Annotated in this window: 9 protein-coding genes, 1 tRNA gene and 1 CRISPR repeat array; of the genes, 6 read left to right on the forward strand and 4 right to left on the reverse strand. The window is 40.9% G+C overall.

From position 1 onward, the window contains the following. Positions 1 to 103: 103 nt before the first annotated feature. The 3 genes from G1O98_RS16070 to G1O98_RS16080 all read left to right on the forward strand — a co-directional run bounded on the left by G1O98_RS16070 (position 104) and on the right by G1O98_RS16080 (position 2,911). Positions 104 to 340: a hypothetical protein gene (locus G1O98_RS16070; RefSeq protein ID WP_175586702.1), complete on the forward strand. Its 237-nt coding sequence runs from the start codon at positions 104 to 106 to the stop codon at positions 338 to 340. Positions 341 to 537: 197 nt separating this feature from the next. Beyond that, positions 538 to 852, forward strand: coding sequence for a hypothetical protein (locus tag G1O98_RS16075; protein WP_163929737.1), 315 nt, complete (start codon positions 538 to 540; stop codon positions 850 to 852). A 100-nt stretch (positions 853 to 952) separates the two neighbouring features. Next, positions 953 to 2,911 (forward strand): DUF262 domain-containing protein, encoded by a 1,959-nt coding sequence (locus tag G1O98_RS16080; RefSeq protein WP_345940561.1) that lies wholly within the window; start codon positions 953 to 955, stop codon positions 2,909 to 2,911. Between the two features lie 193 nt (positions 2,912 to 3,104). Here the strand turns inward: G1O98_RS16080 and G1O98_RS16085 are convergent, their stop codons facing one another. Further along, entirely contained in the window at positions 3,105 to 3,323 is a 219-nt protein-coding gene (locus tag G1O98_RS16085) for a hypothetical protein (protein ID WP_163929717.1), read from the reverse strand. 120 nt (positions 3,324 to 3,443) lie between these two features. On the opposite strand from G1O98_RS16085, the gene cas12k reads away from it, so the two are divergent. Next, positions 3,444 to 5,366, forward strand: a complete 1,923-nt coding sequence (gene cas12k / locus G1O98_RS16090; RefSeq protein ID WP_163929718.1) for a type V CRISPR-associated protein Cas12k — start codon at positions 3,444 to 3,446, stop codon at positions 5,364 to 5,366. Between the two features lie 508 nt (positions 5,367 to 5,874). Then, positions 5,875 to 6,125: direct repeats of the CRISPR family, unit length 40 nt; unit sequence AGTTTCAACAACCATCCCGGCTAGAGGTGGGTTGAAAGAA. A 303-nt stretch (positions 6,126 to 6,428) separates the two neighbouring features. Here the strand turns inward: cas12k and G1O98_RS16095 are convergent. The 3 genes from G1O98_RS16095 to G1O98_RS16105 form a co-directional block, all read right to left on the reverse strand. Next, positions 6,429 to 6,501: transfer RNA gene (locus G1O98_RS16095), tRNA-Ala, on the reverse strand. A 65-nt stretch (positions 6,502 to 6,566) separates the two neighbouring features. Continuing rightward, a complete protein-coding gene (locus G1O98_RS16100; RefSeq protein ID WP_012412630.1) occupies positions 6,567 to 7,295 on the reverse strand; it encodes an HAD family phosphatase in 729 nt (242 codons plus the stop codon). After that, positions 7,292 to 8,179: a class I SAM-dependent methyltransferase gene (locus G1O98_RS16105; protein ID WP_163929719.1), complete on the reverse strand. Its 888-nt coding sequence runs from the start codon at positions 8,177 to 8,179 to the stop codon at positions 7,292 to 7,294. Before G1O98_RS16105 ends, G1O98_RS16100 begins: the two co-directional genes overlap by 4 nt. A 368-nt stretch (positions 8,180 to 8,547) precedes the next feature. Between G1O98_RS16105 and G1O98_RS16110 the strand changes: the two genes are divergently transcribed. Both G1O98_RS16110 and G1O98_RS16115 read left to right on the forward strand, forming a co-directional pair. Then, on the forward strand, positions 8,548 to 9,729 hold the full coding sequence (locus G1O98_RS16110) for an RtcB family protein (protein WP_163929720.1): 1,182 nt from the start codon (positions 8,548 to 8,550) through the stop codon (positions 9,727 to 9,729). Positions 9,730 to 10,555: 826 nt separating this feature from the next. Further along, positions 10,556 to 12,502: a calcium-binding protein gene (locus G1O98_RS16115; RefSeq protein ID WP_163929721.1), complete on the forward strand. Its 1,947-nt coding sequence runs from the start codon at positions 10,556 to 10,558 to the stop codon at positions 12,500 to 12,502. Positions 12,503 to 12,679 lie beyond the last annotated feature (177 nt).

Genomic DNA, 12,679 nt, shown 5'->3' on the forward strand with positions numbered 1-12,679 from the left:
CATGGTTCACTCTTAGACCGATATTTACCTCAGTATTATCTCGTAGTCTTTTTCAAAAATCAAATATGATTCCTATATAATCGACGTACTCAGTAGACTACCTTTGGAGCCTCTAGAATACTGTCGGCGATGGGTTGAAGTACCTTCAGATGAACGTGGTTATCGCAAAGCTTGTGTTACGGCTCTAGCCGAGGCTACAGGCTTAAGTCCACGTACAGTTAATGACTGGGGCCCGAACTTTGAAAGGCGACCAGATCACGTTTTACACGTTCTCAGAATGGCGGATATGCTTAACCAGATCAGGAAAATAGTCTTACCGCCTGATTATCCGCAAAAATAATTTAATCGGATTTTCCGACTAAAGTACTGGTATTGTGGGCAGAGATTTCTTAATCTGTAGACTGCTGTATTAGACTGCCGCTTGAGTACAACAGCAGTTGCCTACACTTTTGAATCAACAAATTAAAAGTAGGCAATTGCCAACATCAAATCACTCAAGCCTTCATCTGGTACTTGCCCATCCATTACCAGCCAAGATTGCTTGTGAGACTTTCCCCTAGTCCAGAAGAGCAGAGGATTGATGCTATCCGTCAGCTGCCTTTGGAGCCGATGGAATATTGTCGTAGGTGGGTAGATATTGACCCAGCCAGAGGTTATCGTAAAGCTTGTATCAATGCTCTGGCACAAGCCACAGGGTTAAGTCCTCACACCATAAAAGACTGGGGAACCAACTTCGACAGACGGCCTCATTACATTCCTTTCCTGCTGCGACAGGCTGATCTACTCAATCAATTTAAACAACTGGTTATCAGCCAACAAATAATTTTACCTACCAACTTTCTTACTAACTAACTGTTCGTGATTTACGAGTAACTCGTGGTAAAACCTCTTGATCATACAGCTAGGGACATTTTATTCTGTCCTACATCTGTATTCATTCGCGTGAAAATAAGTGACATTTTATCATCCTAAAATTGCTCGTATTTCACAAAATAAAACTAATTTACCTGCGCTTGCAGCAGTATCTGAACAAAGGGCAATAACTTCAGAACAGCAAATGCATTCTATTAGCACATTTGATATCACAAAATATCCTTTACTCGATATTTTAAAAGATATAAAAATTGGACGTATTCAACTGCCAGATTTTCAACGAGATTGGGTTTGGGATGATGCTCGTGTACGTCGTCTGCTTGCCAGCATCTCTCTTGCATACCCTATTGGTGCAGTCATGATGCTCCAGCAAAGTAACCAGCAAGTCCAATTCAAACCCCGCCTCATCGATAACGTTAAAGAGCCAAAGTACGATAAGCCCAACCTGTTAATTCTTGACGGTCAGCAACGCTTAACCACTTCATTTATGGTTTTGCTGTCAGAACAACCCGTTGTCATTAAAGACCAAAAAAGCCAAAAGCTGATAAAAAAATGGTATTACCTCGATATTGCCAAATCCCTTGACCATAATATCGACCGCCGCAGTGCTATTATTGCTTTCCCGGAATCAAAACAACTCCGAACATTTGGTGGTGAAATTATAGACTGTTCCACCCCGGAAAATGAGTATGAAGCAGGACTATTCCCTTTATCAAAAATCTTCTTCTTTTCGGAATGGAGAAGTAAATATTCCAAATATTGGCAATATGATGCTCAAAAACTCGAACTCATCGACACTTTAGAACTGGAGGTACTCAAGAAATTTGAGCATTATCAAATACCAGTAATTCAATTGCGGGACTCCTTACCCAAAGAAGCAGTCTGCCAAGTGTTTGAAGATACCAACACCTCCGGCTGTGACCTCAACTACTTCGATTTGATGAGTTCCAGCTATTGCGCCAATGACTTCAGCCTTAGAGATGATTGGAAACTGCGGGAAGCTCGTTTTCAGCAATTTAAAGTATTACGTTTAGTCCGTAACACTGACTTTGTGCAAGCCGTAACTTTAGTAGCTGGCTACGTGCGGAGAATGGAAGCGATGAACAAAGGCGGCAATTTAGACAAATTGCCTGGTGTATCTTGCGGTCGTGGAGATGTTTTAAAACTTTCCATTCCAGAATACTCTACCTGGGCTGATAAAGTTACCACAGGATTTGAGGAAGCAGCCAGATTCCTGCATGGGCAGAAAATTTTTGATGCAATGGATTTGGCTTATCCGATTCAACTAGTTGCCTTGGCGGCAATTTTGGCTGTTATAGGAGAACGTTCTCGCTCTGTTAAGTCTCGTTCAATGCTGGAACGTTGGTTTTGGTGTGGGCTGTTCAGTGAGATGTATACGGGTTGGCACGAAACACGCACAGGACGAGATGTAGTAGAAATGCCACTGTGGCTGCAAAAAGGGGGTTCACTCCCGTCCACAATCCGAGAAGCCAATTTCTTCCCAGAGCGGTTACTGACCGTAAGAAAGCGTTATGGTGCAGTTTACCAAGGTTTATCAGCCCTACTGCGACTTTCTGGGGCAATTGATTTCATTACAGGCGAAGAAATCAATGATGTGCTTTATTTTGAAGAACAGATTGATTCTCACCACATCTTTCCCGTTGCTTGGTGCAGAAAGCAAGGCATTGACCCTAAAAAATATAACTGCTTAGTCAACCGCACTCCTTTAAGTGCCAAAACCAACAAAAAGATTGGTAGTAAACCACCTTCGGCTTACCTCCAAGAGCTTGAGATATCTGGCGTATCACCCCAAAGACTTGATGAAATATTACGATCTCATGCCATAGATCCAGAGACTCTGCGGCGAGATGACTTTGAAGGATTTTTCCAAGCACGGACAAAGGCATTGTTGGAGTTAATCAGCAAGGGAATGGGTAAGTGCTTATATATTGAGGCTTTAGAGGATTTAGGTGGTAAGCATCAGAACAGATTTATTAACAGACTGAATTCGGAAAGTTTATTCAAGAACTATTTGTAGTAATTACAACTTTGCTATAAGTCAAACTCAAGTGCAAACCAAAGCAAGAACAATGAGTAAATCCTTTGATACTAATCCTGATTAGTAAAGAGTCCCCGCCACCAATGGATAAGGTGACTAGGGACTGCAACTTTACTATACTATTGACCAATTTTGAAGCAGTGGAAAACGATCGCTTTCCACAACTGCCCTGCTACTTTTCATCAGCAGCAGACTCTTTCTTTTTTAACCAATCCCTAATCGCCTCTTCCAAAGCTGCTGTCTGTGTGAACTCTAGACGAGCGCAGGCGATTTCAAAAGCAATTTTTAATTCTTTAGGAATTCTTCCCCGAACTTCTCTCGTTTCTTCTGCCATCTCCACATCATGCCTTGGTTCGGGGTTAATTGTTGCACAGCCTTTTAACAAAAGCACATTTGCGCTAAAAAGCTTTTATGCTATTGCGCTATTGCGCTTATAATAAAAGGAGAGGTAGCAAAACCAGTTCAAGATCAAGAGAGAAACTTTCATCAATGCCACACAGCTAAACACACCATGAGCCTTATCACTATTCAATGTCGATTGGTTAGTGAGGAAAACAGCCTCCGTATCTTCTGGGAACTAATGACTGAGAAAAACGCACCACTAATTAACGAGTTATTGGAACAGCTAAGTAAACATCCTAATTTTGAGACTTGGTTACAAAAAGGTGAAGTGCCTAAAAACACTATCGAGACAATATGTGACTCTCTCAAAATACAAGACCGTTTTGCTGACCAGCCAGGTCGTTTTTACACATCAGCAGTTACTCTAGTTAAGGAAGTTTATAAATCTTGGTTCGCCTTACAACAGCGACGACAGCGCCAAATAAAAGGAAAAGAACGCTGGCTAAATATGTTGAAAAGCGATATAGAATTACAGCAAGAAAGTCAGTGTGATTTAGATATTATTCGCGCCAAAGCTACTGAAATTTTGACTTCATTTGTTGCCAATTTCACTGATGATAAAAATCAGAAATCCAAAATCAAAAAAGGCAATAAGACTAAAAAAAATAAAAAAGACTCTTCAAATACCACACTTTTCAATGGATTATTTGATATTTACGAAAAAACAGAAGACTGTTTATCTCGGTGCGCCCTTGCCTATCTGCTCAAAAATAAATGTCAGGTCAGTGAGGTTGATGAAGATCCCGACGAATATGCTAAGGGTAGGCGTAAAAAAGAAATTGAAATTGAACGTTTAAGAAATCAAATCAAAAGTCGTAAACCCAAGGGACGAGATTTAACAGGAGAAAAATGGCTAGAAATTTTGTCAGAGGTGGTTAATAAAGTCCCTCTGAATGAAGATGAAGCTAAATCTTGGCAAGCTACCCTCCTGAGAGGAAATAGCTATATGCCATATCCTGTTGATTATGAAACCAATACAGACCTAACTTGGTTGATAAACGATAAAGGTCGTATCTTTGTCAAATTTAATGGGTTGAATAAACTAATGAATGAACCCAAATTTGAGGTTTATTGTGATTCTCGCCAGCTTCATTATTTTCAACGCTTCTGCCAAGACTGGCAAATTTGGCATGAGGACAAAGAAACATACTCTTCTGGCCTATTTATTCTCCGTTCTGCACGTCTGCTTTGGCAGGAAAGAAAAGGTAAAGGTAAGCCGTGGAAGATTCACCGCTTAATTCTTCAATGCTCTGTAGAAACACGTTTGTGGACACAAGAGGAAACAGAACTAGTTCGTTTTGAGAAAATCAACAAAGCTGAGAAAACCATTCAGAATATGGAACAAAAAGGTAATCTCAGTCAGACACAACTATCTCGTTTAGAAAGTGAGCGAACTCAGAGGCGCAAACTTAACAACCCCTTCCCCGATCGTCCTAGCAAACCTCTGTATCAAGGAAAATCTAATATTCTGGTTGGTGTCAGTTTTGGTCTAGATAAACCAGTAACCGTTGCTGTGATAGATGCTGCCAAAAATAAAGTTCTGACTTATCGCAGCGTAAAACAACTACTTGGTGGCAAATATAATCTTCTCAACCGCCAGCGACAGCAACAGCAACGCCTTTCACACAAACGCCACAAAGCCCAGAAACAAAACGCGCCAAACTCATTTGGTGAATCAGAGTTAGGGCAATATGTTGATAGATTACTGGCAGATGCGATTGTTGCGATCGCAAAAACTTACTCTGCTGGCAGCATTGTTCTACCTCAACTTCAGGATATGCGAGAAATCATTCAAAGCGAAGTTCAAGCCAGAGCAGAGAAAAAAATTCCAGGTTACAAGGAAGGTCAACAAAACTATGCCAAAGATTATCGTGTCAGCGTCCACCGTTGGAGTTATGGTCGATTAATCGAGAGTATTCAAATCCAAGCTGCAAAAATTGGAATATCTATTGAAAGGGGGTCACAGCCAATTAGAGACACTCAACAGGAACAAGTCAGAGATTTAGCTTTGTTTGCTTATCAACAGCGCTAACTTGAGGTGCTTTAGTTGAAATACTGAACCTTGAAAATATAATATAGAAATAATAGCGCCGCAGTTCATGCTCTTTAGGACCAATTTCTTTAGAGCCAATGTGTTGCGAAAAATCTGGGTTAGTTTGGTCGTGAGACCGTTTTGCTTTCTGTCCCTGGTAGCTGCCCGCTTCTGATGCTGCTGTCGCAAGACAGGATAGGTGCGCTCCCTGCAATAAGAAGTAAGGCTTATTAAGCCCTAACCGTTCTAGCAACGGTGCGGATTACCGCAGTGGTGGCTACTGAATCACCCCCTTCATCGGGGGAACTCTCCAAATATTTTTTTGGTGTGTCGAAGCGGGAGCAAAATTCCTGGAGTCCCGCCAAAAATTAAAACCCTTGTCCAGCCTTAATTTCAATCTCTTATACACGAAGATAGGCTCTAGTCAGAGGAACGAAAAGGCGTTTATGTACTTTCGCTGCCAAATTTAAATTTGGAAGCCTGTACTGATAAGGGTATAGACGGGTCGAGTTTCAACAACCATCCCGGCTAGAGGTGGGTTGAAAGAAAGCACCCAAGGGCAAAATCTTTCAAAATTTTACAGTTTCAACAACCATCCCGGCTAGAGGTGGGTTGAAAGAACCGATCGCTCGACATCTCATTCTCCCTAGAAGTTTCAACAACCATCCCGCCTAGAGGTGGGTTAAAAGCTTTTGCCAAGAGCTTTAGTCAGCCTCTGCGATCGCATATTTCAACAATCATTCTGGCTAGGGGTAGGTTAGAAAGAAGGAGAAAGCGTATAGCAGTCTAAAAGCGATATCCGAGGTTGCAAAAACCATCCCGGCTAAAATGGGTCAAAAAAATAAGTAATAGAAACTATGTACTCGCACTAACCAAATTTTAAAATGGTTAAAGAGTATAACTAAGTTATTAGGAGGGTTGAAAGGAGCGCTGCGATCGTACAACAGTTAAAGCAGTAAGTTAAGCAGCGCAAAATTGTAATGACAAATTATTTGTCGCTCTGGACAATTTGACAAATATTTTGTCGCTACGGACAAATAATTTGTCGCTCTACAGTACAAATGGAGAATAACGGATTTGAACCGATGGCCTCTGCGGTGCGATCGCAGCGCTCTACCAACTGAGCTAATTCCCCTGAATCGTTGCTAAGTCAAGAGTAATATTACTCATTAACTCAATAGACTATCACCATAGAGTATTCTAACATTCAGTTGCCGATGGCTGAGGCTCTTTTTGAGAATAAATCTTCTGCACGCGTTCCAGTTCTAAATCACTGAGATAATCAACAGTCCAGTTACAGCAGCGCTGAAGCATGTGGAATGGGTAAGTGTTCGCTACACCAACAACTTGCATCTGCGATCGCTTCGCTGCGGCAATACCTGCGGGGGTATCTTCAATTGCCAGACACTCTTGTGGTTGAAGGTTTAATTCAGGATATTCTTTATTTAGGCATTTTACTGCCAGTAAATAACCATCAGGTTCTGGTTTACTGGTGGTTATGTCATCGCCCGCAACGATAATTTTAAAATGTTGGTCTAGTTTGGCACGATGGAGTACCAATTCTATTTCTTGGCGAAGAGCGCCACTGACTAATCCTAATTTCAAATTCCGCGATCGCACCTGATATATTAAGTCTTCAACACCTGGATATAAAGGCAGTTTCTCTATTTTCTCTAACTCCACCGTATAAGCTTGGGCTTTGCGGTACAACAACTGAGTTAAGTAGTTTTCGTTGGCGACTCTACCACGATTAGCGAGTAGTTGCTGAAAACAAGCGCGATCGCTGCGTCCAAGAGAAGCTTGACGCTCACTCACCTTTTGGGGTTGGAGATTTTCTTCAATGAGAATCTCATCGATCAGTTGTAGGTGGATTGGCTCATCGTTAATGATGACACCATTGAAATCAAAGAGAACTGCCTTTAAACTCATGCGATTATGCCAAATGCGGGAGATCCAAGTCCCTCCAAATCATTATTATCTACTGATGTGGGAGTATAACGACGGACATTTTCAGTTGCGATCGGTTTAACGCCGCCAGTTACCTGATTTATCCACCATACATCCTGCGATCGCACTGCTTCAAATCCGGCCGCACCCATATTTGCCTCTATACTACCAGCAGCATACTCACGAATATATGGCTCTTCAAAAACATCATTAAGCCATTCTAGCTGCCGCAGAGTCTTTTGATTCCCATCTAGAATTAGGATTTGCCCTCCAGTTACTAGCAACCGAAAGCTTTCCTGCAAAATTGCTAAGGACACCTCATTTGGAGTTTCGTGGAATAGCAAAGAAGCTGTCACTAAGTCAAATGTTGCATCTCTGAAACTGGTTTTTTCTGCATTTCCGTGTCGCCAGACTATCTCTAAACTAGCATTTCTAGCTTTATCTTCTGCCCTTACCAGCATATAGGGTGATAAATCTAAACCAATAACCTCCGCTTCGGGAAAAGCTCGTTTTAACATTAGAGTAGTGGAACCTGTGCCACAACCTAAATCAAGTATGCGTCGTGGTTTTACCTTGACGGCATCAACTAAAGCTTGACGGACAGTAGTTTCATTAGGCGGTAGAACATATTGTGTAATCGGATCGTAAGTAACTGCTGCATTGTAAGTGAGATAGCCACCTGTAATCCCGTGAAAGTTTTGACTGCTGTAGTACGAGGGAATTATCACATCATCTCGCCGGAAGCGATCGCCCTCTTTCTCCCAGTCAATACTATCAGCGTAACGCTGTAACCCGTCTTCATCAATCAAAAGACGCACTACAGGAGATAAAAAACGTTCCCAGATTGTATCTTGACGCACTGCCATATTGTGTCAGAACTTTAAGAGCTTATTTAAACAGAGCAATTTTCTTTACAAATTTTAATATATCTAGAAAACATCTGTTTTCTCTCTCTGGTATGGACTTGACGCATGTAATAGCATGAGTTACATTTGTAGTATAAATATGCTACTCCTAAAAGTAGTTCTTCAGCTTCACGAAGACTGAACGAGTTAAATGAAAGACAATAAACATTTAAATTGCTACAACTAAGTAGTATGTCAAGTTTAAATTTATGAGTAAGCAAGTTAGTAGTAATAAATTTAGTGTTTACTACAAATACTAAAAAACTACTAGATAAATTATCAGTGGCGTAGACCTAATCTAAAATTTAAAATCCCAAATAGAATAAATTATGCCCTACGAAAAGTTAGAAATTACTACACCAGCACCCGTTTTATCTTGGGCAAATCACTCTTTGGGCCCAGAAGAAACTAAGATGGCAAAAAATGTAGCATCATTACCATTTGTGTTTAAGCATGTGGCCTTAATGCCAGATGTCCACTTAGGCAAAGGTGCTTTAGTTGGTTCTGTAATTGCAACCAAAGAGGCAATTATCCCAGCTGCTGTAGGCGTGGATATTGGTTGTGGGATGAGCGCTATCAAAACAGCATTTACCGCCGAACAACTAGAAGGAAAACTGAAGAAAATCCGCTTGGATATTGAAGCAGCAATTCCGACTGGATTCAACGAAAATAAAGACGTTGAAAAATCCGTCAGTAACTGGCAACATTGGGATGATTTTAAAGACTTGCATCGCGGTGTGCAAGACCTACAAGGTAAAGCAATGAAACAGATGGGTTCTCTCGGTGGAGGAAATCACTTTATTGAAGTGTGCCTGGATACAGAGAATCAAGTTTGGTTGATGCTGCATTCTGGTTCACGTAACATCGGCAATAAACTTGCCCAGTGTCATATTCACACAGCCAGAGAATTAGCAAAAATGGCAGGTAATAAATTACCTGACCCTGATTTGGCTCACTTTGTCGCTGGTACGCCAGAATTCCAGGCATATTGGCATGATTTGCAATGGTCACAAAACTATGCGCGTGTCAACCGCGATGTGATGATGGCGCGTTTTAAGCACATAGTTGAAAAACATCTGGTAGGCGGGAAAGCAACTAAACCTTTATTACAAGTTAATTGTCATCACAATTACGCCGAAAAAGAAGTGCATTTTGACGAGGATGTATATGTTACTCGTAAGGGTGCAGTTCGTGCCCAGACTGAAGATTATGGGATTATTCCTGGTTCGATGGGAGCAAAGTCTTTCATCGTTAAGGGTAAAGGTAATGCTCATAGTTTCTGTTCTTGTTCTCACGGCGCGGGGCGTTTGATGTCTAGAAATAAGGCAAAAAATGTCTACACACTTGATGATTTGATAGAGCAAACAAATGGTGTAGAATGCCGCAAAGATGAGGGCGTGTTAGATGAAATTCCAGGTGCTTATAAGCCGATAGAACAAGTGATGGCAAATCAAGCAGATTTAGTTGAAGTTGTAGCAACACTAAAGCAAGTTCTTTGTGTTAAAGGATAAATTTGTCGGGTGGGTAATGCCCACCTTTTTTCTTTTTTAAATGCAGAGGCACGCTGAGGTAAGTGCATAGATATTAAGTAGCCTAGAGATAACACTTAATACAATTCGCCACCGCAAGCAAAAATTTATATCACTTCACTTCTGGTTACTTAATTTTTCTCAGCTATTTCTAAAGTTTCTCCCATACTTTGCTTCATCGATTAGGCAAATCGACCTTAACTGCTTCGGTAAATTTCTATAATCAGTTTCAAATTTACCATCTTCTGTACGTAGTGGTACTTGAGGCTTTTATCTAGTGCCTAAATATTGATCTATTATCCCAAGTTATACATGACAGTCTAGCTCATCATGTATATAAACCTCGTCCATTTTGAAATCTTGAGTTTTTAAAGGGGCAAATATTTGGGTAGAAGAAAGTAAAGTTTAGTGTCAAAGAAAATGCGCTCCTCTGGCAGGATGATAACCTTTTAATTGAAGCCTTATAGCTTCCCAGGCAGATTTTACGCCATTAATTGTTTGACATATTTGGCAAAATTACTATTGACTCCAAAGAGCATTAATAAGAGCCTGAGATGATTTATTGCTCTAACGTGTGCAGTTCCCAAGGCTAGAGATATTTCTGAAAAACGTTAGACAACTATTAAAGTATTACCAGTAAGCCCATCAACTGGGTCAATCTTCATACAGAAATGGTGCCGCCTCATAGCGACACAAAGCCTGCCGATGGTGCAAACTTTCGGTAATCATTAGTGCATTACAACAGCACTAAATGCAAATTGAAAACTTAAAAACTGTGTAAAACTTTGATTTCAAGGGAACTAAATTTATGGCAATTATCAAGGGTACAGATAATAAAAATTACCTTGATTTTCTTTATGGTGGTAATGAGAATGATACCGTCATAGGATTTGCGGGAGACGACAACCTCTATGGAGGCTTAGGTAATGACTATCTTTATGGTGATGAGGATAATGACAAACTCTATGGAGGTTTAGGTGATGACTATCTTTATGGTGGCTTAGGTAATGACTATTTAAACGGAGAAGAGGGTAATAATAATCTATATGGTGAAGCCGGTAATGATTCCTTCTATGCCGCCAACTCTTCTGGGAACAACCTTTTAGATGGTGGGGCGGGAAATGATGAACTTTACGTTTATAGCTCGACTGGAAATAACACCCTTAAGGGTGGAAGTGGAAACGATACCTTAGATATTTCCTTCTCTTATGGAAAAAATATCTTAGATGGTGGTTCTGAAGATGATCGTCTTTCTGCTCGCTACGCCGTAGGAAACAATACCCTTCGGGGTGGAACCGGAAATGATTATATTGCAGCTGATTTGTCTGCTGGTAATAATGTTCTCGACGGAGGTGATGGAAATGACACCCTTGACATTAATTATCAATGGAAAGGCAAGAATACAGTTTCAGGTGGAAACGGAGCAGACACTTTTTATGCCTATGGAGTTCAGGGTGCTAACACTCTCAATGGTGATAGTGGTGATGACTCTTTCTATATTAGTAGCCCAGAGAATATTGTCTATTCTTTGGTAACTCAAACAGTTGATGGAGGCACAGATAACGATTACTTGTACATTGACTATAGTAATGCGATCGCAGGTATCACCTCAACATACGACCCTAGTACTAACCAAGGTTCCATTACTGCCGACACAAATCAAGTCCGCTACAAGAATATCGAACGATTAGAAATCAAAGGTACAGCATATAACGACAATATTGTAGGTAGCAACGGCGACGATACACTCAACGGCGGTAGTGGTGGCAATGACACCCTCAATGGCGGTGCAGGTAACGATCTCTTACGTGTTAGCGACAATTCACGTAATAAGAATACCATCTATGGTGGTACAGGTAACGACTTTTTATATGCAGAAGCTACAGGTGGAGCGAGCCTACTAGATGGTGGCGATGGCAATGATTATTTATCTATTGCTAATAGCTACTCCGGCTTCTTTGGCAGCAGTAATACCCTGAATGGTGGTGCAGGTCATGACACCTTAAATGCTAAAGCTACCTATGGTGGTAACTTCTTGAATGGTGGTGCAGGTAACGATTTCATTTACGCAGACTATTCATCTGGTACTAATATACTAGATGGTGGCGATGGAGATGATTATCTATCTGCTACTGGCGCTAGCTTCCATTTCGATAACACCTTCTTTACTTTGAAGGGTGGTACGGGTAATGACACCTTAAATGCTAACTCTTCATTTAGTACCAATAATCTCGATGGTGGTACAGGTAACGATCGCTTGACTGTTGAGAATTCATATAAGAATAACTTGCTAAATGGCGGCGATGGCAATGATTATCTATCTGCCTTTGGTGGTGGCGGTAGTAGTACTCTCAACGGTGGCAACGATTATGATACTCTAATTGGCGGTGATGGGAGTGATGTCTTGATCGGTGGTGGTGGTAATGATTTTCTGACTGGTGGTGCAAATCAAGATACCTTTGTTTTCAATAGTTCTAACGAAGGGCTTGATGTTATCTATGACTTCGGTCTCATTGACTACATTCAATTATCTGCTGTGGGTTTCGGTGGCAGTTTATCACCAAATTCAATCCTCCCTAGTCAATTTACCCTCGGTACAACTGCAACAACAAAAGATCAGCGATTGATTTTCGACAGTAGCTCAGGGGCGCTTTACTTCGACCAAGATGGCAGCAATAGTGGATTTGCTCAGAAAAAATTCGCACAATTAAACAGTGTATCTTCACTAAGCGTCAGCAACTTTGTAGTTGTTTAATCCATTTCGGTTTTCCTGACATCAACGCAACCCAAGCTTTTCGTGAATTAACTGTTTCTCCCTAGTAGTGTGCCAAGGCAACAAGGTTTGGTAGTAAATCCATTTTTTTGATGGCTTCAAAGGGAGAAACAGATCAAGGTTTGTTCATAAAAATTTAAGTTTAGGTGTTGTTTATTG

The sequence above is a fragment of the Nostoc sp. UIC 10630 genome (genome assembly GCF_010747425.1).
Lineage (GTDB): Bacteria > Cyanobacteriota > Cyanobacteriia > Cyanobacteriales > Nostocaceae > Nostoc.

Coding starts and splice junctions, on each gene's coding strand:
- cas12k (WP_163929718.1), top strand. CDS start 3,444: ATGAGCCTTATCACTATTCAATGTCGATTGGTTAGTGAGGAAAACAGC.
- G1O98_RS16100 (WP_012412630.1), bottom strand. CDS start 7,295: ATGAGTTTAAAGGCAGTTCTCTTTGATTTCAATGGTGTCATCATTAAC.
- G1O98_RS16105 (WP_163929719.1), bottom strand. CDS start 8,179: ATGGCAGTGCGTCAAGATACAATCTGGGAACGTTTTTTATCTCCTGTA.
- G1O98_RS16110 (WP_163929720.1), top strand. CDS start 8,548: ATGCCCTACGAAAAGTTAGAAATTACTACACCAGCACCCGTTTTATCT.
- G1O98_RS16115 (WP_163929721.1), top strand. CDS start 10,556: ATGGCAATTATCAAGGGTACAGATAATAAAAATTACCTTGATTTTCTT.